Annotated in this window: 20 protein-coding genes and 1 tRNA gene; 20 read left to right on the plus strand and 1 reads right to left on the minus strand. The window is 54.4% G+C overall.

What is annotated here, in order from left to right; genetic code table 11:
- Positions 1-98: 98 nt before the first annotated feature.
- The 9 genes from rpsB to VEB01_RS16345 all read left to right on the plus strand — a co-directional run bounded on the left by rpsB (position 99) and on the right by VEB01_RS16345 (position 8,519).
- On the plus strand, positions 99-884 hold the full coding sequence (rpsB, locus tag VEB01_RS16305) for a 30S ribosomal protein S2 (protein WP_324877263.1): 786 nt from the start codon (positions 99-101) through the stop codon (positions 882-884).
- A 118-nt stretch (positions 885-1,002) separates the two neighbouring features.
- Positions 1,003-1,887: a translation elongation factor Ts gene (gene tsf / locus VEB01_RS16310; protein WP_324877264.1), complete on the plus strand. Its 885-nt coding sequence runs from the start codon at positions 1,003-1,005 to the stop codon at positions 1,885-1,887.
- 90 nt (positions 1,888-1,977) lie between these two features.
- On the plus strand, positions 1,978-2,700 hold the full coding sequence (pyrH, locus tag VEB01_RS16315) for a UMP kinase (protein WP_324877265.1): 723 nt from the start codon (positions 1,978-1,980) through the stop codon (positions 2,698-2,700).
- A gap of 2 nt (positions 2,701-2,702) precedes the next feature.
- Positions 2,703-3,260, plus strand: a complete 558-nt coding sequence (gene frr, locus VEB01_RS16320) for a ribosome recycling factor (protein WP_324877266.1) — start codon at positions 2,703-2,705, stop codon at positions 3,258-3,260.
- A 149-nt stretch (positions 3,261-3,409) separates the two neighbouring features.
- Positions 3,410-4,198: a polyprenyl diphosphate synthase gene (gene uppS, locus VEB01_RS16325; protein ID WP_324877267.1), complete on the plus strand. Its 789-nt coding sequence runs from the start codon at positions 3,410-3,412 to the stop codon at positions 4,196-4,198.
- Between the two features lie 22 nt (positions 4,199-4,220).
- Positions 4,221-5,210 (plus strand): phosphatidate cytidylyltransferase, encoded by a 990-nt coding sequence (locus tag VEB01_RS16330; protein ID WP_324877268.1) that lies wholly within the window; start codon positions 4,221-4,223, stop codon positions 5,208-5,210.
- A 1-nt stretch (position 5,211) separates the two neighbouring features.
- Entirely contained in the window at positions 5,212-6,399 is a 1,188-nt protein-coding gene (ispC, locus tag VEB01_RS16335) for a 1-deoxy-D-xylulose-5-phosphate reductoisomerase (protein WP_324877269.1), read from the plus strand.
- A 7-nt stretch (positions 6,400-6,406) separates the two neighbouring features.
- Complete coding sequence (rseP, locus tag VEB01_RS16340) at positions 6,407-7,768, plus strand: RIP metalloprotease RseP (RefSeq protein ID WP_324877270.1); 1,362 nt, start codon at positions 6,407-6,409, stop codon at positions 7,766-7,768.
- 31 nt (positions 7,769-7,799) lie between these two features.
- Positions 7,800-8,519 (plus strand): DsbC family protein, encoded by a 720-nt coding sequence (locus VEB01_RS16345; RefSeq protein ID WP_324877271.1) that lies wholly within the window; start codon positions 7,800-7,802, stop codon positions 8,517-8,519.
- A 44-nt stretch (positions 8,520-8,563) separates the two neighbouring features.
- Here the strand turns inward: VEB01_RS16345 and mutS are convergent, their stop codons facing one another.
- A complete protein-coding gene (gene mutS / locus VEB01_RS16350; protein ID WP_324877272.1) occupies positions 8,564-11,134 on the minus strand; it encodes a DNA mismatch repair protein MutS in 2,571 nt (856 codons plus the stop codon).
- 53 nt (positions 11,135-11,187) lie between these two features.
- On the opposite strand from mutS, the gene VEB01_RS16355 reads away from it, so the two are divergent.
- The 11 genes from VEB01_RS16355 to trmD all read left to right on the plus strand — a co-directional run bounded on the left by VEB01_RS16355 (position 11,188) and on the right by trmD (position 19,923).
- Positions 11,188-11,682, plus strand: a complete 495-nt coding sequence (locus tag VEB01_RS16355; protein ID WP_324877274.1) for a CinA family protein — start codon at positions 11,188-11,190, stop codon at positions 11,680-11,682.
- Positions 11,666-12,238 carry an RNA 2',3'-cyclic phosphodiesterase gene (gene thpR, locus VEB01_RS16360; RefSeq protein ID WP_324877276.1) on the plus strand — a complete coding sequence of 191 codons (573 nt, stop codon included), beginning with the start codon at positions 11,666-11,668 and terminating at the stop codon, positions 12,236-12,238. Before VEB01_RS16355 ends, thpR begins: the two co-directional genes overlap by 17 nt.
- A gap of 39 nt (positions 12,239-12,277) precedes the next feature.
- Positions 12,278-13,333, plus strand: a complete 1,056-nt coding sequence (gene recA / locus VEB01_RS16365) for a recombinase RecA (protein ID WP_324877278.1) — start codon at positions 12,278-12,280, stop codon at positions 13,331-13,333.
- Positions 13,334-13,374: 41 nt separating this feature from the next.
- The gene (locus VEB01_RS16370; RefSeq protein WP_414675499.1) at positions 13,375-13,791 is read left to right on the plus strand and encodes a regulatory protein RecX; all 417 of its coding nucleotides are present in this window, start codon (positions 13,375-13,377) and stop codon (positions 13,789-13,791) included.
- Positions 13,792-13,830: 39 nt separating this feature from the next.
- Positions 13,831-16,431 carry an alanine--tRNA ligase gene (gene alaS, locus VEB01_RS16375; protein WP_324877281.1) on the plus strand — a complete coding sequence of 867 codons (2,601 nt, stop codon included), beginning with the start codon at positions 13,831-13,833 and terminating at the stop codon, positions 16,429-16,431.
- Between the two features lie 25 nt (positions 16,432-16,456).
- A complete protein-coding gene (locus tag VEB01_RS16380) occupies positions 16,457-17,686 on the plus strand; it encodes an aspartate kinase (protein WP_324877283.1) in 1,230 nt (409 codons plus the stop codon).
- A gap of 132 nt (positions 17,687-17,818) precedes the next feature.
- Positions 17,819-18,025 carry a carbon storage regulator CsrA gene (csrA, locus tag VEB01_RS16385; protein ID WP_324877285.1) on the plus strand — a complete coding sequence of 69 codons (207 nt, stop codon included), beginning with the start codon at positions 17,819-17,821 and terminating at the stop codon, positions 18,023-18,025.
- 24 nt (positions 18,026-18,049) lie between these two features.
- Positions 18,050-18,142: transfer RNA gene (locus tag VEB01_RS16390), tRNA-Ser, on the plus strand.
- A 226-nt stretch (positions 18,143-18,368) separates the two neighbouring features.
- On the plus strand, positions 18,369-18,632 hold the full coding sequence (rpsP, locus tag VEB01_RS16395) for a 30S ribosomal protein S16 (protein WP_324877287.1): 264 nt from the start codon (positions 18,369-18,371) through the stop codon (positions 18,630-18,632).
- A 28-nt stretch (positions 18,633-18,660) separates the two neighbouring features.
- Complete coding sequence (gene rimM / locus VEB01_RS16400) at positions 18,661-19,161, plus strand: ribosome maturation factor RimM (protein ID WP_324877289.1); 501 nt, start codon at positions 18,661-18,663, stop codon at positions 19,159-19,161.
- A gap of 12 nt (positions 19,162-19,173) precedes the next feature.
- Positions 19,174-19,923 (plus strand): tRNA (guanosine(37)-N1)-methyltransferase TrmD, encoded by a 750-nt coding sequence (gene trmD, locus VEB01_RS16405; protein WP_324877290.1) that lies wholly within the window; start codon positions 19,174-19,176, stop codon positions 19,921-19,923.
- Positions 19,924-19,933 lie beyond the last annotated feature (10 nt).

Below are 19,933 nucleotides of genomic sequence, written 5' to 3' on the forward strand. Positions count from 1 at the left end.
GGGGTGCCATGTCCGAGTGATTTGGTCGCCGGTTGGGATGCGTGGAGGCTCAACCCAAATGCCGGTTTAGACCGGCAGAAATCGATCAGGAGATTTGAATGTCCAATGTAACCATGCGCCAGATGTTGGAAGCCGGCGTGCATTTCGGCCACCAGACGCGCTATTGGAACCCCAAGATGGCTCCGTATATTTTCGGTGCGCGGAGCAACATCCATATCGTCAATTTGGAAAAAACCATTCCTCTGTTCAACGAGGCTATGAAATACCTCGAACAGCAGGCGGCCAATCGGGGCAGAATTCTTTTTGTGGGCACGAAGAGAACCACTCGCAAGGTCATTGAAGACGAAGCCAAGCGCTGTGGCATGCCTTACGTGAATTATCGCTGGCTGGGCGGAATGCTCACCAATTTCAAAACCATCAAGCAATCCATCGCCCGCATGAAAGAGCTGGAAGCGATGCGCGACGACGGTCGATTGCAGCGTTTCAACAAAAAAGAAGCGCTCGGCATGATGCGCGAGTTGGAGAAGTTGGAGCATAGCTTGGGCGGTATCCGGGATATGGACCGACTCCCGGACGTGATGTTTGTTATCGACGTAGGCTATGAAAAGAATGCCATCAGCGAAGCGAAAAAGCTGGGCATTCCGGTAGTCGGCGTCGTCGATACCAATAACAGTCCGGTCGGCATCGACTACGTCATACCGGGCAACGATGACTCGATTCGTGCCGTTCAGCTCTATGTGCAGAGCGCCGCCACAGCGATCTTGCAAGGCAAGGCGCACAGCTTGGATTTTGCCGGAGCGGAAGACGAATTTGTTGAAATGGAGTCGAACACCGAGACTAGTTCGGACTCCGATGCAGAAGCAGTAGGCGCATATGCCGAGTGACGGCGCGCGTTCTTCCTTTTGCGCCTGAACAAATTCAAAACGCCTCCATCAGGGGGCGTTTTTATAAGCGTAAATGCTTGAAAAGCGAAGATAAGCAATCAATGATGAGGTTCGGTCAATGAATATCAGTGCCGCAATGGTGAAGGAGCTCCGCGAACGCACCGGTTCGGGGATGATGGAATGCAAGAAGGCGTTGCAGGAAGCCAACGGCGATTTGGAAGCCGCTGTTGAATTAATGCGGAAAGCCGGGCTTGCGAAGGCGGACAAGAAATCCGGTCGCACCGCCGCAGAGGGCAGCATTTCTGTGAAAACGAGTGCTGATAATAAGCGCGCCGCGATAGTGGAAATCAACTGTGAGACCGATTTCGTCGCCAAGGGCGATGATTTCGTGGAATTTGCCAATAACGTGGTCCAAACCGCACTGGACTCGACAGCCGGCTCGCTCGATGAATTGCTCGCTACGGTAATGCCGTCCACCGGTTCCAGCGTGGAGGAAACGCGCCGGGCGATGGTTGCCAAGATCGGCGAGAATATTAACGTGCGCCGGTTCGAGAGCTTCAAGTCTGAGAACGGTATTATGGCAAGCTATCTGCATGGAACTCGCATCGGCGTTCTGGTGGAGCTGGTCGGCGGCGATCAGGATTTGGGTCGGGATATCGCCATGCATATCGCGGCCAGCAAGCCCATTTGCCTAGATGAAAAGGGTGTGCCCGCCGAAACCATCGTCAAGGAGAAGGAAATCGCCAAGGCGCAGGCCGAGGCCGAAGGGAAGCCTGCAAATATTGTCGAAAAAATGGTAGAGGGCAAAATCAGGAAATTCCTGGGCGAAGTTACTTTGCTCGGTCAGCCCTTTGTCAAAGATCCCGATCAGAGTGTCGGCAAGCTGCTGAGCAGCCGAGGGGCTAGTGTCGTGCGCTTCGTCCGCTTTGAAGTCGGCGAGGGCATAGAGAAGGTGGAAAGCAATTTCGCCGAAGAAGTGATGGCACAAGTACGGAACAGTTAAACATTATTGATTGGAACCTGGCGGGAGTGCTTTTCACGGCATCCGCCAGGGTCTTGCAGATAACTAATCGACAACACAGAATTTGAACCTATGAGCGCGCCAAGATACACCCGAATTCTGCTAAAGCTAAGTGGCGAGGCGCTTATGGGTGATCAGGGAAGTGGGATCGACCCTCAGACCATTAAACGTCTCGCGCGTGAAATAAATGATCTGTGCCGAATCGGTGTCCAGGTAGGCTTGGTCATCGGGGGCGGCAATATTATCCGCGGCTCGGAGAAGGCATCCGAAGGCTTGGACAGGGTTACCGGCGACTATATGGGTATGCTGGCGACGGTGCTAAATGCCCTCGCCATGCAGGACGCCTTGGAAAATCTCGGGCAGGCGGTCCGCGTCATGTCGGCCTTGAAGATCAACCAGGTCTGCGAAGATTACATCCGGCGTCGTGCGGTCCGGCATCTTGAGAAAGGTCGGGTTGTCGTCTTTGCTGCGGGCACCGGTAATCCGTTTTTTACGACCGATTCGGCGGCAAGCCTCCGCGCGATTGAAATCAATGCCGAGCTGTTGATCAAGGCGACTAAAGTGGAAGGGGTTTATTCGGCGGATCCGCTTAAGGATCCCAATGCGCGGTTTTATTCGCGGCTGACCTATGATGAGGCCTTAGATCAACGCCTTAATGTAATGGACGCCACGGCGCTGGTTTTGTGCCGCGACCATAATATGCCGTTGAGGGTGATGAATGTGTTCGAGCCAGGTGCCGTCATGCGTTTGGTCCTGGGCGAAGATATTGGATCCTTAATTGAAACCGGTAAATAATCATGATCGACGATATTCAAAAACGGACTACGGAGCGGATGAAGAAAAGTATCGAGGCGCTCAAGCATGAGCTTGCCAAGATAAGAACCGGCCGAGCCCACCCTAGTCTCTTGGACCACATTATGGTGTCTTACTACGGCAACGAGGTGCCGTTGACGCAAACCGCCAATGTTGCAGTCGAAGATGCCCGCACACTGGCTGTGACTCCGTGGGAACGTAGCATGGTGCAGGCTATCGAAAAGGCGATCATGACGTCCGATTTGGGTTTGAATCCCGTGACAGCCGGTTCGGTAATACGCGTCCCTATGCCGCCGCTCACCGAGCAGCGGCGGCGTGATCTAATCAAAGTTGTACGTCACGAGGCGGAGAATGCGCGGGTTGCGATTCGCAACATACGGCGCGACGCCAATAATGAGCTCAAGCTAGCGTTGAAGGAAAAGCAAATCTCGGAAGACCAGGAACGGCGCAGTCAGGAGCAAATTCAGAAATTAACCGATCAGCACATCAAAGAAGTGGATACCTTGCTGGACGAAAAGGAAGTGGACTTATTGGCGATTTAAGTGCCCTTGCTTGTCGTGATGTATCTGCGGTCGACTTTTTGCTTAATTATCAGCAAATATCCGATGGCGCCACCTGGGGGAAACCCGCTGCAATCGGGAGCGATAAGGCGTCTCGTCCTTCAAAATCATGATCAGTTCGGAATTTAAATATGGAAGTGTCCGCTGTTCGTATCGATGATGAACGGCTGCCCCGCCATATCGCCATCGTTATGGATGGTAACGGCCGCTGGGCGAAAAAGCGTTTTCTGCCGCGTACGGCCGGGCATCGCGCAGGTGTTACGTCCGTACGAAAGGTTATCGAGCATTGTCTGAAACGCCGAATCGAGGCGCTCACCTTGTTTGCATTCAGCAGCGAAAATTGGCGACGTCCTCCGCAAGAGGTATCGCTGCTCATGGAGTTGTTTTTGGCGACCTTGGAACGGGAAACCGAAAAACTTCACGAGAATGGCGTACGGCTTCGAGTGATTGGTGACCGAGTGGCGTTTTCTCCCGCTCTGCAGGAAAAGATCGCGGCGGGCGAGAGGCTCACCAGCGAAAACACCCACTTGAATCTGACCATCGCGGCGAATTACGGCGGTCGCTGGGATATCTTGCAGGCTACTCGCGCGCTGGCCGAAAAGGTGGCGCGGGGAGAATTGTGTCCCGAGGATATCGGACCCGATGCCTTCAAATTGCAGCTGACACTGGCGGATCTGCCGGAGCCCGATCTTTTCATTCGCACCGGGGGTGAGCAGCGGATCAGCAATTTTTTGTTGTGGCAGTTGGCTTACACTGAGCTCTATTTCACTCCCGCCTTGTGGCCGGACTTTGACGATCAATCACTCGATCAGGCGTTAAAAGATTACGCCAGCCGGCAGCGCCGCTTCGGATATACGAGTGAACAGGTTGAAGATCTGGTTTCAGAAAACGTTTGCACTAAGACAAGCGAATTCCGTTAATTTAGCTATTTACGAGACACTCATGCTGAAAAATCGAGTCATTACGGCTTTGGTGCTGGCGCCGCTAATAATCGCCGCGATTTTGTTTTTGCCCGCCGACGGGTTTGCGATGTTTTGGGGTGTGATTATTTTGGCCGGCGCTTGGGAGTGGGCGAATCTCTCCGGGCTCGGTAGCTTGTCGGCGCGTTTCGGTTTTGTTGGTGTGGTCCTCATATTTCTGCTCGGCGCCCGATATTTTGCTATCGATTGGGCGCCGGGAGAGCTGCCGGAGTGGTTTTACTGGCCCGTGGTGGCTTGGTGGTTCCTCTGGGGAATGGCGTTTCGCCGGATGCCCGAGAAATTGATGGCGATCAAGTATCCGCTTCCTGCGAAGTTGGCCGCCGGTGCATTCGTGCTGATCACCGGCTGGATCTTGATGGTCTGGCTGCGGCTGAATTTTCGTCAAGAACAGGTTCTTTACCTGGTGTTTCTCATCTGGTTGGCCGATGCGGCCGCTTACTTCGTAGGCAAGCGATGGGGGCATACCAAGTTGCTGGAATCGATCAGCCCCGGCAAAACGGTCGAAGGAGTTTACGGAGCTTTATTCGCTACAGTGATCTTGGCAATTGCCGTAGGGGCTTTGGTAAAACTCGAAACAATCATGCTCGCCGATTTTGTTTTCCTGTCCCTGTTCACGGTGCTGGTGTCGGTGTGTGGCGACCTTTTTGAGAGCCTGGCAAAGCGAGTCCGTGGGGTGAAGGATAGCGGCGCCATTTTACCGGGACATGGCGGAATCCTGGATCGCATCGATAGCTTGCTGGCGGCGGTTTCGGTTTTTTACGCCGGCTCGTTGCTGTTGGGGGTGTTTCTGGCGGCGGGATTGGAAACAGATGTCGTTATTCCGCAGGAACTGACTGCGGAAACTCCGGGAGAGATGTTCCCCCAAGAAGAAATGGCGCCAAAAGATGAAGGCGTTGTAGAGGAGGGTTTCATGCATGAAGAAAAATCTCCCTCCAACAAGGAATCTCCCTAGGATGAAAGGCATATGTATTCTGGGTTCCACCGGGTCGATCGGCGTTAGTACGCTCGATGTGGTTGCAAGACATCCCGACCTTTACCGAGTCGTAGCACTTACCGCCAATAACAACCTGGACCGTCTTTATGAACAATGTTTGCGGTTCCGACCCGAATATGTCGTCCTGCGCAGCGAAGCTCAGGCCGAGGAACTGAGGGAGCGGTTAAGTGCCGCGGGATCACGGCGCATCGAGGTGCTAAGCGGCGCAAAATCCCTGGAAGAAGTCGCCGTGTTGCCTGAAGTGGACGGCGTCATGGCCGCCATCGTCGGCGCGGCGGGGCTTCTGCCCACTCTGGCGGCGGCGCGAGCGGGCAAGATGGTATTTTTGGCGAACAAAGAGGCGCTGGTGATGTCGGGCCAGCTTTTTATGACTGAAGTTGCCAGTTCCGGCGCCAAGCTGCTGCCCATCGACAGTGAGCACAATGCCATATTCCAATGCATGCCAGCGGATTATCACGCCGGCCAGGCCGCTTCCAGCGTCCGGCGGATCTTGCTTACCGCTTCAGGCGGTCCCTTTTTGCGTATGCCTTTGGACGAGTTGGACGATGTAACGCCGGATCAGGCTGTCGCTCATCCCAACTGGGTTATGGGCCGGAAGATTTCCGTTGATTCCGCTACCATGATGAACAAGGGGCTAGAGGTGATCGAGGCTTGCTTGTTGTTCAACATGGCACCTAAGCGTGTTCAAGTGGTTGTCCATCGCCAAAGTGTCATTCACTCGCTGGTCGACTATGTCGACGGGACGGTTCTGGCGCAAATGGGCAGCCCGGATATGCGTATTCCTATCGCTCACGCCTTGGCCTGGCCGGAGCGTTTTGACTCGGGCGCGGAACCTCTGGATCTATTCAGTGTCAGACAATTGGACTTCGAAGCACCGGATTTGAGCCGTTTCTCATGTTTAAGTCTCGCTTATGAAGCCGTTCGTGCGGGCGGGACAATGCCGGCCATACTGAATGCCGCTAACGAGGTTGCTGTCGCCTCATTCTTAGATCACAAAATACGGTTCACGGCTATTCCGGAAACAATCGGACATTGCATGGCAACCATTTCGCCAGGTGCGGCCGACACAATCGATGCCGTTCTTGAAGCTGATCGCGTTGCTCGCGCATCGGCTGAAGCTTACGTTGACCGTTTAAGAGTGCAGTAACTTTCTCATGTTTTCGCTTCTGCATACGCTTTTTTACTTCATCGTAGCGTTGGCGATCCTGATCGCTTTTCACGAACTGGGCCACTTTTGGGCCGCGCGAAAACTAGGGGTTAAGGTTATCCGGTTTTCCCTGGGATTCGGGAAAGTCCTCTGGCGTTACCAAAAATCGCCCGATAGCACCGAGTTCACCGTGGCGGCGCTTCCTTTGGGTGGCTATGTGAAAATGGTGGATGAGCGGGAAGGAGCGGTAGCTCCGGCTGACCTACCCTATGCTTTCAACCGGCAATCTCTAATCCGTCGTGCGGCTATCGTATTCGCAGGACCGTTCTTCAATTTCGTCTTGGCGGTCCTGGTCTACTGGTTCGTTTTAATGATCGGCGAAACCGGCATGCGCCCCGTATTGGGACCGGTTGCCAAGGGCTCGCTGGCGGCGCAGGTCGGGTTTACGGAAGGCGACGAGATAGTGGCCGTGGCCGGCGAAAAGACGCCCACATGGAACCATGCCATGGGCGAATTGTTAGAGCGGGTGATGGATGGCGAAGCTATTTCCGTCGATGTGGAGACTAGGGACGGTGAACGGCGGGAGCGTACCTTGAAAGTACCGGCGGAGCTCGCTCAACAGCCGGACCTTTTGTACCAGCGTTTGGGCTTTCGCCCTTGGGAGCCGGATCTTCCGCCAGTTATCGATAGGGTCGAGCCGGGCGGTGCAGCGGAGGTGGCCGGATTACAGGCCGGTGATCTGCTGGTCAGTGTGGACGGAAAGCCGATCAAAACATGGCGAGAATGGGTGGATTACGTGCGTGCCCATCCCGACGCGTCGCTCGATGTGGTCGTAGAGCGCGACGGCGCGCGATCGTCTCGTTCAGTTAAGCCGGTGGCGGTAGACTCGCCGGAAGGCCGTATCGGGAGGATCGGCGCCGCGGTGAAAATACCCGAGCACCTCATTGACGCTATGCGGGTGGAATATCGTTTGGGCGTGCTTCCAGCTTTTGTCGCCGCAATTGCAAAAACCGGCGATTACTCGGCTTTGACTTTGAAAATGATCGGCCGAATGCTCGTCGGTGAAGCAGCCATCGAAAATCTGAGCGGCCCGATCAGTATCGCTCAGTATGCAGGGAAATCGGCGAGTATCGGTTTTAGTCAATTTCTTAAGTTTCTCGCCATTGTCAGCATCAGTTTGGCCGTGTTGAATTTATTGCCAATTCCCGTGCTCGACGGTGGCCATCTCATGTTTTATTTGATCGAAGCGGTCAAAGGCAGTCCTGTGTCGGAGCGGACGCAAGCCTTTTTTCAACAAATTGGCTTATTTATTCTGTTATCTTTGATGAGTCTGGCGTTCATTCTGGATATTGAACGCTTGCTGACATAAATCAAGACCTAAGCAACAAACGGATACATTCATGAAGACATATTGGGGCGCCGCAATTTGGGGAATGGCTGTTTTAGTTTTCGGGGCGGCTCATGCTGACAATAAAGCCATTGAAGAAGCGCTGAAGCAGGCTCTGCCCGGGGTCAAACCGGATTCGATCACGCCGTCCGCCATGTCGGGGCTTTATGAGGTGGTGGTGGGACCGAAACTCTTCTATGTTTCGGAGGACGGTCGGTATTTGTTTCAGGGCTCAATGATCGATATCAAGGAGCGCGAAGACCTGACGGAAGGTAAGCTGGCCGAGGCCCGGGTAAGCTCTCTGAAAAAAGTCGGCTTCGACAATATGATAGTCTTCAAACCCAAGAGCCCGAAGCAATTGGTACACGTTTTCACCGATATTGATTGCGGCTACTGTCGAAAGCTGCATTCTGAGATCGATCAGTATTTGAAAGAAGGTATCGAGATCCGTTACCTATTTTTCCCGCGTGCCGGCGAAGGCTCGGATTCCTACAAGAAAGCGGTATCGGTGTGGTGCGCGGAGGATCGCAACGAAGCTTTAACCAAAGCCAAGCGCGGCGACACAGTTGAAAGCAGGCAGTGTGATAATCCTGTCGATCAGCATCTGGCGTTGGGAACGCAAATGGGCGCCGCCGGAACCCCCATGCTCGTTACCGAGAAAGGGACCATACTGCCGGGGTATGTGCCGGCCAGCCAATTGGCCAAAATCTTGGCTCAAGAGAGCGAAAAATAAGGCGGCCAATTTCCCGTTTTGGCTGGCCCTGGTGCTCGCCGTGCTTAGCTTGTCAATTCCTTTAGGGCGAACAGCAAATCCAACGCTTGTTTAGGCGTGGTTTCCTCGGGTCTGATCGTCCTGATTAAATCCACGGCAGGGTGGGGTTCGGTATTTGCAAAAAGGTCAAATTGCCGTGCCTCGCTTCGGTTTTGCTGTTCTGCATAGGTCTGATTCTCCAGAGCCGTCAATTTTTCGCGGGCGTTGTCAATTACCGTTCTCGGCACTCCGGCCAGTGACGCTACTTGTAGTCCATAGCTCTGGTTGGCCGGGCCGTTCTTAACGGCATGAAGGAATACTACGCCATCACCGTGTTCCACCGCGTCCAGGTGAACGTTGCGGACCGCGGGGCACTCCTCCGGCAGCGTAATCAATTCAAAGTAATGGGTAGCGAAAAGCGTGAAAGCCCGGATTTCCCTCGCCAGATAATCGGCGGTTGCCCAGGCTAGCGCCAAACCGTCGAAGGTGCTGGTGCCGCGACCGATTTCATCCATCAGCACGAGGCTTGAAGACGTCGCGTTGTGAAGGATGTTTGCCGTCTCGGTCATCTCCACCATAAACGTCGAACGGCCACTGGCCAAGTCATCGGAGGCGCCGATGCGTGTGAAAATACGGTCAATAGGACCTATCATCGCCGCTTCGGCAGGCACATAGCTGCCGATGTGCGCCATCAAGACCACGAGAGCCGCCTGGCGCATATAGGTGGATTTTCCGCCCATATTCGGGCCGGTAATGATGAGCATGCGCCGGTCGGTGTTGAGTTCCAGATCGTTGGGCACGAACGGTGTGTCCGCAACCGTCTCGACCACGGGGTGTCGACCGCCCGTGATGCGAATACCCGGTTCCTCGCCCAGTACGGGCATGGTAAGTCTTAGACTCTCGGCCCGTTCGGCCAGGTTAGCCAAAACGTCCAATTCGGAGAGACCGGATGCGCAGTCCTGCAGGGTCTTCACATGATTGCCGAGAGCATCCAGCAGCTCGTCGTAAAGAGCTTTTTCGAAGGCCAGAGCGCGTTCGCGGGCGCTCAGCACCTTGTCCTCGAAGGCTTTTAGTTCCGGCGTGATATAGCGCTCGGCGCCTTTTAAGGTCTGGCGCCGGATATAGTCCGACGGAACCTTGTCAGCCTGGGCGCGGGAGAGCTCGAGATAGAAGCCTTGCACGCGATTGTAGCCGACCTTCAGGTTGGGTATCCCGGCCCGCTGGCGCTCCCGCTGCTCTAGTTCAATCAGGAAGCGTTCCGTGTTTTGACTCAGGTTGCGCAGTTCGTCCAATTCGCTGCGGTAACCTTCGGCAATGACGCCTCCGTCGCGAATCAGCATGGGCGGATTGTCTATGATCGCCTTATCGAGGAGTCCATAAATTTCCGGCTGCTCTCGAATTCGCTCCCGTATATCCCCGAGCAGAGCGCTCTCCAGTGGTTTAAGCCGATTTAGAAGCTCGGGCAGTGTGCCTAAAGATGCCCGCAGTACCACGAGATCCCGCGGCCGGGCCGATTTGAGGGCGATGCGGGCAACGATGCGCTCGATGTCCCCGATCGACGTCAGTACATCGCGGATGGATGCATAGAATCCGTTTTTGAGTAGCGATTCTATGGCCTCATAACGCTGTTTGAGAATACCCTGGTCACGCAGCGGGCGATGGAGCCAGCGTCGCAGCAGGCGTCCGCCCATGGCCGTTGTGGTCCGGTCGATTACGCCGAACAGAGTGAGATTCATTTGCCCGGAGGGGTGGTAATCCAGTTCCAGGTTGCGGCGGCTCGCGGCATCCAGGATGATGCCTTCCTCGCCAGTTTCGGCCCGTAAGCCCTGAATGTGGGGCAACGCACTTTTTTGCGTGTCCTGAACGTATTGGAGCAAACACCCCGCGGCGGCGACGGCGGCAGGCAAATCTTCGCACCCAAAGCCTGCCAAATCTTGTGTTTTAAATTGACGCAGCAATCTATGGCGTGCGCTTTCCGGATCGAAGTGCCAAGGCGGGCGTCGGGTGATTCCGCGCAGCGCGTTTACGAGCGAGGGTGGAGACCAGTCTTCGCTTATGAGTAGTTCGGAAGGGTTCAGGCGCTCCAATTCGCCGGCCAGTCTCTCCGTGCTGGTGACCTGTTGAACTGCGAACCTGCCGCCAGCCAGGTCTAACGCGGCGATGCCGTAAATCATACCGAATTGAGCAATGGCGACCAACAGATTTTCCTTGCGATCCTCGAGCAACGCCTCTTCGGTGACCGTGCCAGGGCTGACGATACGCACGACCTTGCGTTCGACGGGGCCTTTGGAGGTGGCGGGATCGCCGATTTGTTCACAAATAGCCACGGATTCGCCGAGCTTGATCAATCGAGCGAGATAGGCGTCAACGGCATGATAGGGAAGGCCTGCCATGGGTATGCGTTCGCCGGCCGACTCGCCGCGCGCGGTCAAGGTAATGTCTAGGAGCTGTGCGGCTTTACGGGCATCTTCGTAGAAAAGTTCGTAAAAATCCCCCATCCGAAAAAAGAGCAGCTGGTCGGGGTGTTCGCCCTTGATGCGCAGGTACTGCTGCATCAAGGGCGTGTGTCGGGAGAGAGTGGTCGCTTGATCGGTCATCGGTGTAGTTTATCGGATACAATAAAGCTCTGCGATTGAGTGAAAGGCCTATCATGGCAGAGGACGAAGAGTTATACGCGTTGTCGCGTGACGTGGGGCGGGTTTTGTGCTGTGGCGCTAGAGTGCTCGCCGTGGCCGAGTCCTGCACCGGTGGATGGGTGGCCCAATGTGTAACCGACGTGCCCGGTAGCTCCGCCTGGTTCGATCGGGGGTTCGTCACCTACAGCAATGCGGCGAAGTGCGAATTGCTGGGTGTGCCGAGTGAAATCATCGAAGTTCACGGTGCCGTTAGCGGCGAGACGGTTCGCGCCATGGCGGCAGGTGCCTTGAGCCATAGTGCCGCGGATGTGTCAGTTGCGGTCAGCGGGATCGCCGGCCCGTCGGGAGGCACGTTGGATAAGCCCGTAGGCACCGTATGGTTCGCCTGGCAGCGGGGCGATAGCATTTGCCGCGTACAACGCATGCGATTCGGGGGCGACCGGCGTAGCGTCAGGCGGCAAGCAGTGCGGGTCGCGCTTCAAGGTATTCTTGATGTCTGTCGAGACTAAAACACTCCGCTTGTTTTTTGCGCTTTGGCCGGATGAGGCGGTGCGCGCCTCGTTGAGTCGTACCATCGAGTCGCTTAAACAAACGACCACGGCTAAATGGGGGAGGCCGGAAAATCTTCATATTACGCTGGCTTTTTTAGGGCAGGTGAGCGAAGACCGGTTGCCACTGATCAATCGGGTTGCCGATGGCGTTATCGGGCAACCATTTGAGCTTGGCCTGGACAGGATCGAGTTCTGGCGGAGGAGCGGGATCATTTGCCTCTCGTCCGTAAATACCCCAGAAGCGTTAAAAAATTTGGCGAACAGCCTGATCGCTAGGCTTGCCGAAACCGGATTCGCCATGGAAAACAGGCCGTACCGCGCGCATCTGACTTTGGCCCGTAAAGGCCGCTCCGGCTGTATCTCGCAAGTTCTCTCCGATCCGATCAATTGGAGTGTGAGTTCGTTCAGTCTGATAGAGTCCCAAATTTACCGCGCCGGTTCGCTGTATGTGGTGCGCAAAAGCTGGAATCTACAGGGTCTTCAGGCTATTCCAGAAGGCTCGTCTGTGAGATAATTGGCAATTATTTACAATGGTTTAGTTGGCGGTAATTTAATGGATGAAAACAAAAAGAAAGCGTTGAACGCGGCGCTTTCTCAAATCGAAAAGCAGTTTGGCAAGGGGGCCGTGATGCGGATGGGCGACGTCCCCGCAATCCGCGATCTCGAAGTCATTCCCACAGGTTCGCTGTCTCTCGATATCGCGTTGGGCTGCGGCGGCTTGCCGCGCGGACGTATCGTGGAAATTTACGGCCCCGAATCGTCCGGTAAGACCACTCTGACACTCGAAGTCATTGCTCAGGCCCAAAAGCGGGGTGGGGTGGCAGCTTTCATTGATGCCGAGCATGCCCTAGACCCTGTTTATGCGGAGAAAATCGGCGTCAATCTCGATGATTTGCTGGTGTCGCAGCCGGATACCGGAGAGCAGGCGCTGGAAATCGCCGACATGTTGGTTCGATCGGGCAGTGTAGACATGGTCGTGATCGACTCGGTGGCGGCTTTAACGCCCAAGGCGGAGATCGAAGGCGAAATGGGCGATTCCCATGTCGGGCTCCAAGCCCGCCTGATGTCTCAAGCACTACGAAAGCTTACGGCCAATATCAAGCGCTCGAACACGCTGGTCATCTTCATCAATCAGATCCGCATGAAGATCGGCGTAATGTTTGGCAATCCGGAGACGACCACCGGCGGCAATGCGCTCAAATTTTACTCTTCGGTTCGTCTCGATATCCGCCGTTTGGGAGCCATTAAAAATGGCGACGAGGTGGTCGGCAACGAGACTCGCGTCAAGGTGGTGAAGAACAAAGTGGCGCCTCCGTTCAAGAACGCCGATTTTGAGATTCTTTACGGCGAAGGCGTTTCCCGTGAAGGCGAATTGGTCGACTTGGGCGTAAAGTACGAAATCTTGCAGAAATCGGGCTCGTGGTACAGTCTCGGAGCGGAACGCATCGGTCAGGGCAAGGATAACGTACGTAATTTTTTGAAAGACCGTCCTGAATTGGCCGAAAGCATTGAGTCCAAAATCCGCGAAAACGCATTCGGCGATGCCGTTCCCCTTGCCGGGCGGGGGGCTTCCAACAACCCTGATGTGCTCGAGGAGGCCGAATCCTGAGCGACGTCCCCGATTCGTTTCAGGCCGTAAAGGCTGCCGCCCTGCGCTATCTTTCCCGTCGCGAATACAGCAGTTCCGAATTGCGGCAAAAGCTTCGACACAAAGGCTATTCCGAAGCAATGGTCGAGCAGGTCGTTGCCGATTTGGCTGCCGAGGGTTTTCAAAGCGACAGCCGTTTCGCCGAAGTGTTTGTGCGTAGTCGTGTCGAAAAGGGTTATGGTGCTTACTGGATTCGGGAAGAGTTGCGGCAGCGCGGCGTCGACATAGAAGAGGCGCTTGAGAAGGAACGGAATTGGGATGAGCTTGTCCGTAAAGTTTATATCAAAAAGTATGGCGAGACGATTCCGGATTCGCTTGAGCAGCGTGCGGCGCGAGAGCGTTTTCTTAGGCGCCGCGGCTTCGAGTCGGATCACATCCGTCGTTTGTTTAAGCGCTTGAGGCATCCAGGCGGCGAATAACTGCACAAGAATAAGAATGAAACCATCGGTAGCAGCAAAATGACCAGCGCAGAACTGCGTTCACTTTTTCTGAAGTTTTTTGAGGAACGGCAACACACGATCGTTCCATCCAGCTCGTTGATTCCGGCCGACGACCCGACTCTATTGTTCACGAACGCAGGTATGGTCCAATTCAAGGATGTATTCCTCGGTCGAGAAGAGCGTTCCTATGTGCGTGCGGCCTCGTCGCAGCGCTGTGTGCGGGCGGGCGGCAAGCACAACGATCTGGAGAATGTCGGATACACCGCACGCCATCACACGTTCTTTGAGATGCTGGGGAATTTCAGCTTCGGTGATTATTTCAAGCGGGACGCGATTCATTACGCCTGGGAGTTTTTGACCGGGGTTCTGAAACTGCCGGCCGAGCGCCTCTGGGTTACGGTCTATGACCAAGACAAAGAGGCCGAGGCGATCTGGCTTGATGATGTAGGCGTCGATCCGGTTCGATTCGCCCGCATCGGTTCGAAAGATAATTTTTGGAGCATGGGGGACACAGGTCCCTGCGGGCCTTGTACGGAGATTTTCTACGACCACGGCGAAGGGATTCCGGGAGGTCCGCCGGGTTCGCCCAACGAGGATGGCGATCGGTATATCGAGATCTGGAATCTCGTATTCATGCAGTACGATCGTGCCCCAGATGGAACGCTTACGCCGTTGCCAAGGCCGTCTGTCGATACGGGTATGGGGTTGGAGCGGATTGCCGCCGTCGTCCAAGGCGTGCACAGCAATTATGAGGTTGACCTCTTTAGGGCTCTAGTAAACGCTGCGGCGGATCTTGCCCAAGTTGATGGCACTGATCATAGCTCGTTAAGAGTGCTGGCCGATCACATTCGCTCATGTGCTTTCCTGATTGCCGATGGCGTATTGCCGTCTAATGAAGGGCGGGGTTACGTGCTCCGCCGGATCATCCGAAGGGCAATCCGCCACGGCTACAAGCTGGGGATTCGTGATACCTTCTTTTATCGCTTAGTTAGCCCGCTTTGTGCTCAGATGGGTGATGCTTACCCGGAATTGATAGCGGCCCAATCCATGGTGGAACAGGTTCTAAAAAAAGAAGAGGAGCGTTTCGCCGAGACCTTGGAACAAGGAATGAGGGTTCTCGAGGCTCATCTTAAGGGTATGAGCGGCAAGACGATTTCTGGTGAGACCGTGTTCCAGCTTTATGACACCTATGGATTCCCGGTTGATTTGACGGCCGATTTTGCCCGTGAGCACGATTTGGTGTTGGATATGGAGGGCTTCGAGAGAGCGATGGAGGCGCAACGGGAGCGCGCGCGTGCCGCTAGCCACTTTGCCGTCGATTATTCGCACGATGTGCATCTCGATGTGCACTGCGAATTTACCGGCTATAGGAGTTCATGCGAAGAGACGACTATTGCGGCAGTGCTGCGGGACGGCAAATCCGTTGAAAAGCTGGCGGCCGGTGAAGAAGGTATTTTGATTCTGGCAAAAACACCGTTTTATGCAGAATCGGGTGGACAAGTCGGCGACCGAGGTGTCATTCGCGCGGGGGAAGGCCTGTTCGAAGTGTTCGATACCCAAAAGAAGGCTGGCGACTTGATCCTTCATATTGGACGAGTATCGAAGGGTATGTTTTCGGTGGGTTCGGTTTGCGAGGCCAAGGTCGACGTCAGGGCCCGGAACGCCACGGCCCTTAATCATTCTGCGACTCATTTGCTTCATGCCGCGCTCCGTAAAACCTTGGGCGATCATGTGACGCAAAAAGGGTCTCTCGTTAATTCGGAACGCCTGCGCTTCGATTTTTCACATTTCGAGCCGGTTAGGTCTGACCAGCTTGAGGCAATCGAGCGTTTGGTGAACGAGCAAATTCGCGCTAACAACCCGGCAAGCGCCGAGACTATGTCCAAGGACGATGCTATTAAAGCGGGGGCGATAGCTTTGTTCGGTGAAAAGTATGGCGATAAAGTGCGCGTCCTTCGAATCGGCGAGTTTTCAACCGAATTGTGTGGCGGGATTCATGTTAAACGCGCTGGCGACATCGGTCTTTTTAAGATTTTGAGCGAAACTGGAGTGGCGGCCGGAGTCCGGAGAATCGAGGCCATTACCGGCGAAGCCGCCGTGGATTGGGTAGAAAAGAGCGATCGCGTCTTGCAGTCTCTCGGAGATCGGATGAAATCCGGGCGGGAGGCTTTGGATGAGAAAATTAGCCAGCTTCTTGAAAGAAATCGAATCTTAGAGAAGGAATTGGAGCGACTTAAGGGCAAAATGGCGAGCGCTGCCGGCGACGATTTGGCTTCCCAGGCCGTATCGATCGACGGTGTGAAAGTTCTGGCGGCTAAAGTGGACGAAAGCGATCCCAAGGGGCTCAGGGATATGGTCGATCAACTCAGGAACAAGTTGGGTAGTGCGGCGATCGTATTAGGGGCGGTCAAAGACGATAGGGTGACTCTTATTGCCGGAGTGACTAAGGATCAGATCGACCGGATCAAAGCCGGTGATTTAGTTAACGCGGTGGCAGTGCAAGTTGGCGGAAAAGGCGGTGGCCGCGCCGATATGGCTCAGGCAGGGGGCACTAATCCGACGATGCTAGATGCGGCGCTGAAGAGCGTGCCGGATTGGGTGCGGCGCCATACGGCATAATTTTCGACGTACTTCAAAGAAGAGCATGGCCTTATACGTACATAAATACGGCGGCACGTCGGTAGGTAATACCGAACGAATACAGCATGTCGCCGACAATATTATCGAAGCGCGGGGGAGGGGCGAAGACGTTATTGTCGTCGTATCCGCTATGAGCGGAGAAACCAATCGTCTCGTGGGCTTGGCCCGGGAAATTCAGGTGCGTCCCGACCCGCGGGAAATGGATGTGCTGCTCTCCACGGGAGAGCAGATTACCATAGCGCTCCTATGCATGGCTCTGCATGAAAAGGGTATCCCTGCGTGTTCGTATACCGGTGGGCAAGTGAGGATTCTGACTGATCGAGCTCACACTAAGGCGCGCATTGTGAACATCGATACTGATCGTATCCAAAGCGATCTTAAGCAGGGAAGGGTAGTGGTAGTGGCCGGTTTTCAAGGCATCACCGAGGATGGAGATATTACCACTCTGGGGCGAGGCGGGTCGGATACTACGGCTGTAGCCTTAGCCGCTGCGCTCAAGGCGGATGAGTGCTTGATCTATACCGATGTAGACGGTGTTTACACTACCGATCCGCGCATCGAGCCACGGGCGCGCCGGCTGGATCGTATTACGTTCGAAGAAATGTTGGAAATGGCGAGTCTCGGATCGAAGGTGCTGCAGATTCGCTCGGTTGAATTCGCCGGCAAATATAATGTTCCGTTGCGGGTGCTTTCGAGTTTTAAGGAAGGTCCCGGCACATTAATCAGTTACGAGGAAGGAAACGTGGAAAAACCGCTAATTTCCGGGATCGCGTTCAACCGCGACGAAGCTAAGCTGACCATCGTGGGTGTTCCTGACCGTCCGGGCATTGCATATAAAATTCTTGGTCCCATCGCAAATGCCAATATTGAAGTCGATATGATCGTCCAGAACATGGGAGAAGATGCGACGACTGATTTCACTTTTACAGTGCATCGCAATGACTATGGAAAAGCCCTAGATATCCTACACAACACCTGCACGGAACTTGGGGGGCGCGAAATCGCCGGCGATGACAAAATTGTCAAAGTGTCCTTGGTGGGTGTCGGGATGCGCTCCCACGCTGGAATCGCCAGCAAGATGTTTGAGGCTCTTGCAAAAGAGGGGATTAATATTCAGATGATATCCACCTCCGAAATAAAAATTTCTGTGGTTTTGAACGAGAAGTATTTGGAACTCGCAGTTCGGAGTTTGCACGAAGCCTTTAATCTTGAGCAATCGGCGGTAGCTGCTTAATGTGAAATTTTCGTTATAAATATAAGAAACACTGATATAATATAGCGCTTAACCGTTTGTATTGGTTGGCTCGGTGTTGCGGCAAGCGGCACTGTTTTAAGTAGGTCATGAGCGACCGGGAAGGAAGGATTTATGTTGATATTGACTCGTAGAGTCGGCGAGACTCTGATGATCGGGGATGACGTGACGGTTACCGTTTTAGGGGTGAAAGGTAATCAGGTTCGTATTGGCGTGAACGCACCCAAGGAAGTTTCTGTGCATCGGGAAGAGATCTATGAACGCATAAAACGAGAACAGCAGGCTCAAACATCAGAAAAAACAGCTGAGCGTACTGAATAAGTCGATTATAATCTCGTCAGTTTCGGAGAGATGGCCGAGAGGCTGAAGGCGCTCCCCTGCTAAGGGAGTATAGGGTCAAAAGCTCTATCGAGGGTTCGAATCCCTCTCTCTCCGCCATTCCATTAAAGCGCAGAGAGTCTCGAGTGGCGAAGGCCCAAGTCGGTGTAGTCTTTCGTGCGCTGCGAGCCTAAGCCAATCTGGCCTTCATGGCGCAAATCGGTCCCCGCTCTGGTGCAGTCCCTTGGTTCAGCCTGATTTGGACGTGAAGGTCTTCACATAAATAAGTTTTACGGTAAAATAACCGGATTTTTCGGGTTGTTCTTGCATCCTAAGAGGAATTTTAATGGTCACGATTCGTCTTGCCCGTGGTGGCGCAAAAAAGCGTCCTTTTTATCATGTCGTCGTTGCTGACAGCAGATGTAAACGAGATGGCCGTTACATCGAGCGAGTTGGATTCTTCAATCCGATCGCTTCCGGGAAAGACGAAAGGCTACGTTTGAACGATGCGCGCGTGCAGTATTGGTTAAGTCAGGGTGCCAAGACCACCGATCGGGTCGGTACCTTGATCAAAGAATTCCACAAGCGTGCCGAGGCGCCTGCAGCCTAAAGCATAGTCACGCGGCACAGTTGCTAGAGTGGCGCGGCAGGTTATAGCTGGTGAAATATCGGGCGCGTTTGGCGTCCGAGGATGGCTGAAAATCCGCTCGCATACAGATCCGCCGGATAATATATTGAATTATTCGCCTTGGTTGATCGGTGACGGCAACACCCAAAAGGAACTTAAGGTTATCAGTGGGCGGCGGCATGGTAACTTAGTAGTGGCCCGTTTGGAGGGCGTCGATACGCGCGACCAAGCATTGCAGTTAACCTCATTGCGTATCTCTGTTCCCAGGGATCAGTTTGCGCCTCCAAAGCCAGGTGAATATTACTGGGCGGATTTGATCGGACTTGAGGTCCGTACCACATGCGGCGTCAATTTAGGGAAAGTGACTGACATGATGGAAACCGGCGCAAATGACGTCATAGAGGTCCGAGGTGAGCGGGAACGTTTGATTCCTTTTGTGGTCGGGGAGTTTGTCAAGGACGTCAATTTAAATGAAGGTGTCCTGATCGTAGATTGGGATCCGGATTTTTAGAGTCGGAACCCAATGCGTTTTGACATTGTTACGCTGTTCCCCGAAATGGTTGAGAGCGCTGTCGGGTATGGTGTGACCGGGCGGGCAATCGAAAGAGGCGTCATCGATCTTAAGCTCTGGAATCCCCGGACTTATGCGTTGGATCGGCATCGAACAGTGGATGATCGTCCCTATGGTGGTGGGCCAGGGATGGTCATGAAGGTTAAGCCCTTACGCAGCGCCATTCATGCAGCGCGGGCCGATTCGGATCTGGCGACAAAGACGATTTATTTGAGCCCGCAGGGTGGTTTGTTAACTCAGGACGTAATAGTGCGTCTTGCTCAATGTCCGCGGCTCGTTCTGGTCGCCGGACGCTACGAGGGAGTGGACGAACGCCTGATCGAAGCCGAGATCGACGAAGAGTGGTCTATAGGCGACTACGTTTTGAGTGGCGGCGAGTTGGCGGTACTGGTGGTCTTCGATGCGGTGGCTAGGTTGCTGCCGGGCGTTTTAGGACATGCCGATTCGGCCGTTCAGGATTCGCACATGGCGGGGTTGCTGGATTGCCCCCATTACACCAGGCCCGAGGCGGTCGACGGTCGGCGAGTTCCTGATGTTTTGCAAAGCGGGGATCACGGCGCCATTAGGCGCTGGCGCCTGAAACAGTCGCTCGGTCGCACTTGGTTAAGAAGGCCGGACCTATTAGCTAAGCTGGAGCTCGATGCGGAGCAGCGGAATTTGCTGGAAGAGTTTAAACACGAATTGAAAGCCGGAACGAATTAAGGGGAATCGC

The organism is Methylocaldum sp. (assembly GCF_035627495.1).
Lineage (GTDB): Bacteria > Pseudomonadota > Gammaproteobacteria > Methylococcales > Methylococcaceae > Methylocaldum.

Excerpts from the sequence above, each read along its gene's own strand:
- rpsB (WP_324877263.1), top strand. The coding sequence starts at position 99 with ATGTCCAATGTAACCATGCGCCAGATGTTGGAAGCCGGCGTGCATTTC.
- tsf (WP_324877264.1), top strand. The coding sequence starts at position 1,003 with ATGAATATCAGTGCCGCAATGGTGAAGGAGCTCCGCGAACGCACCGGT.
- pyrH (WP_324877265.1), top strand. The coding sequence starts at position 1,978 with ATGAGCGCGCCAAGATACACCCGAATTCTGCTAAAGCTAAGTGGCGAG.
- frr (WP_324877266.1), top strand. The coding sequence starts at position 2,703 with ATGATCGACGATATTCAAAAACGGACTACGGAGCGGATGAAGAAAAGT.
- uppS (WP_324877267.1), top strand. The coding sequence starts at position 3,410 with ATGGAAGTGTCCGCTGTTCGTATCGATGATGAACGGCTGCCCCGCCAT.
- VEB01_RS16330 (WP_324877268.1), top strand. The coding sequence starts at position 4,221 with ATGCTGAAAAATCGAGTCATTACGGCTTTGGTGCTGGCGCCGCTAATA.
- ispC (WP_324877269.1), top strand. The coding sequence starts at position 5,212 with ATGAAAGGCATATGTATTCTGGGTTCCACCGGGTCGATCGGCGTTAGT.
- rseP (WP_324877270.1), top strand. The coding sequence starts at position 6,407 with ATGTTTTCGCTTCTGCATACGCTTTTTTACTTCATCGTAGCGTTGGCG.
- VEB01_RS16345 (WP_324877271.1), top strand. The coding sequence starts at position 7,800 with ATGAAGACATATTGGGGCGCCGCAATTTGGGGAATGGCTGTTTTAGTT.
- mutS (WP_324877272.1), bottom strand. The coding sequence starts at position 11,134 with ATGACCGATCAAGCGACCACTCTCTCCCGACACACGCCCTTGATGCAG.
- VEB01_RS16355 (WP_324877274.1), top strand. The coding sequence starts at position 11,188 with ATGGCAGAGGACGAAGAGTTATACGCGTTGTCGCGTGACGTGGGGCGG.
- thpR (WP_324877276.1), top strand. The coding sequence starts at position 11,666 with ATGTCTGTCGAGACTAAAACACTCCGCTTGTTTTTTGCGCTTTGGCCG.
- recA (WP_324877278.1), top strand. The coding sequence starts at position 12,278 with ATGGATGAAAACAAAAAGAAAGCGTTGAACGCGGCGCTTTCTCAAATC.
- alaS (WP_324877281.1), top strand. The coding sequence starts at position 13,831 with ATGACCAGCGCAGAACTGCGTTCACTTTTTCTGAAGTTTTTTGAGGAA.
- VEB01_RS16380 (WP_324877283.1), top strand. The coding sequence starts at position 16,457 with ATGGCCTTATACGTACATAAATACGGCGGCACGTCGGTAGGTAATACC.
- csrA (WP_324877285.1), top strand. The coding sequence starts at position 17,819 with ATGTTGATATTGACTCGTAGAGTCGGCGAGACTCTGATGATCGGGGAT.
- rpsP (WP_324877287.1), top strand. The coding sequence starts at position 18,369 with ATGGTCACGATTCGTCTTGCCCGTGGTGGCGCAAAAAAGCGTCCTTTT.
- trmD (WP_324877290.1), top strand. The coding sequence starts at position 19,174 with ATGCGTTTTGACATTGTTACGCTGTTCCCCGAAATGGTTGAGAGCGCT.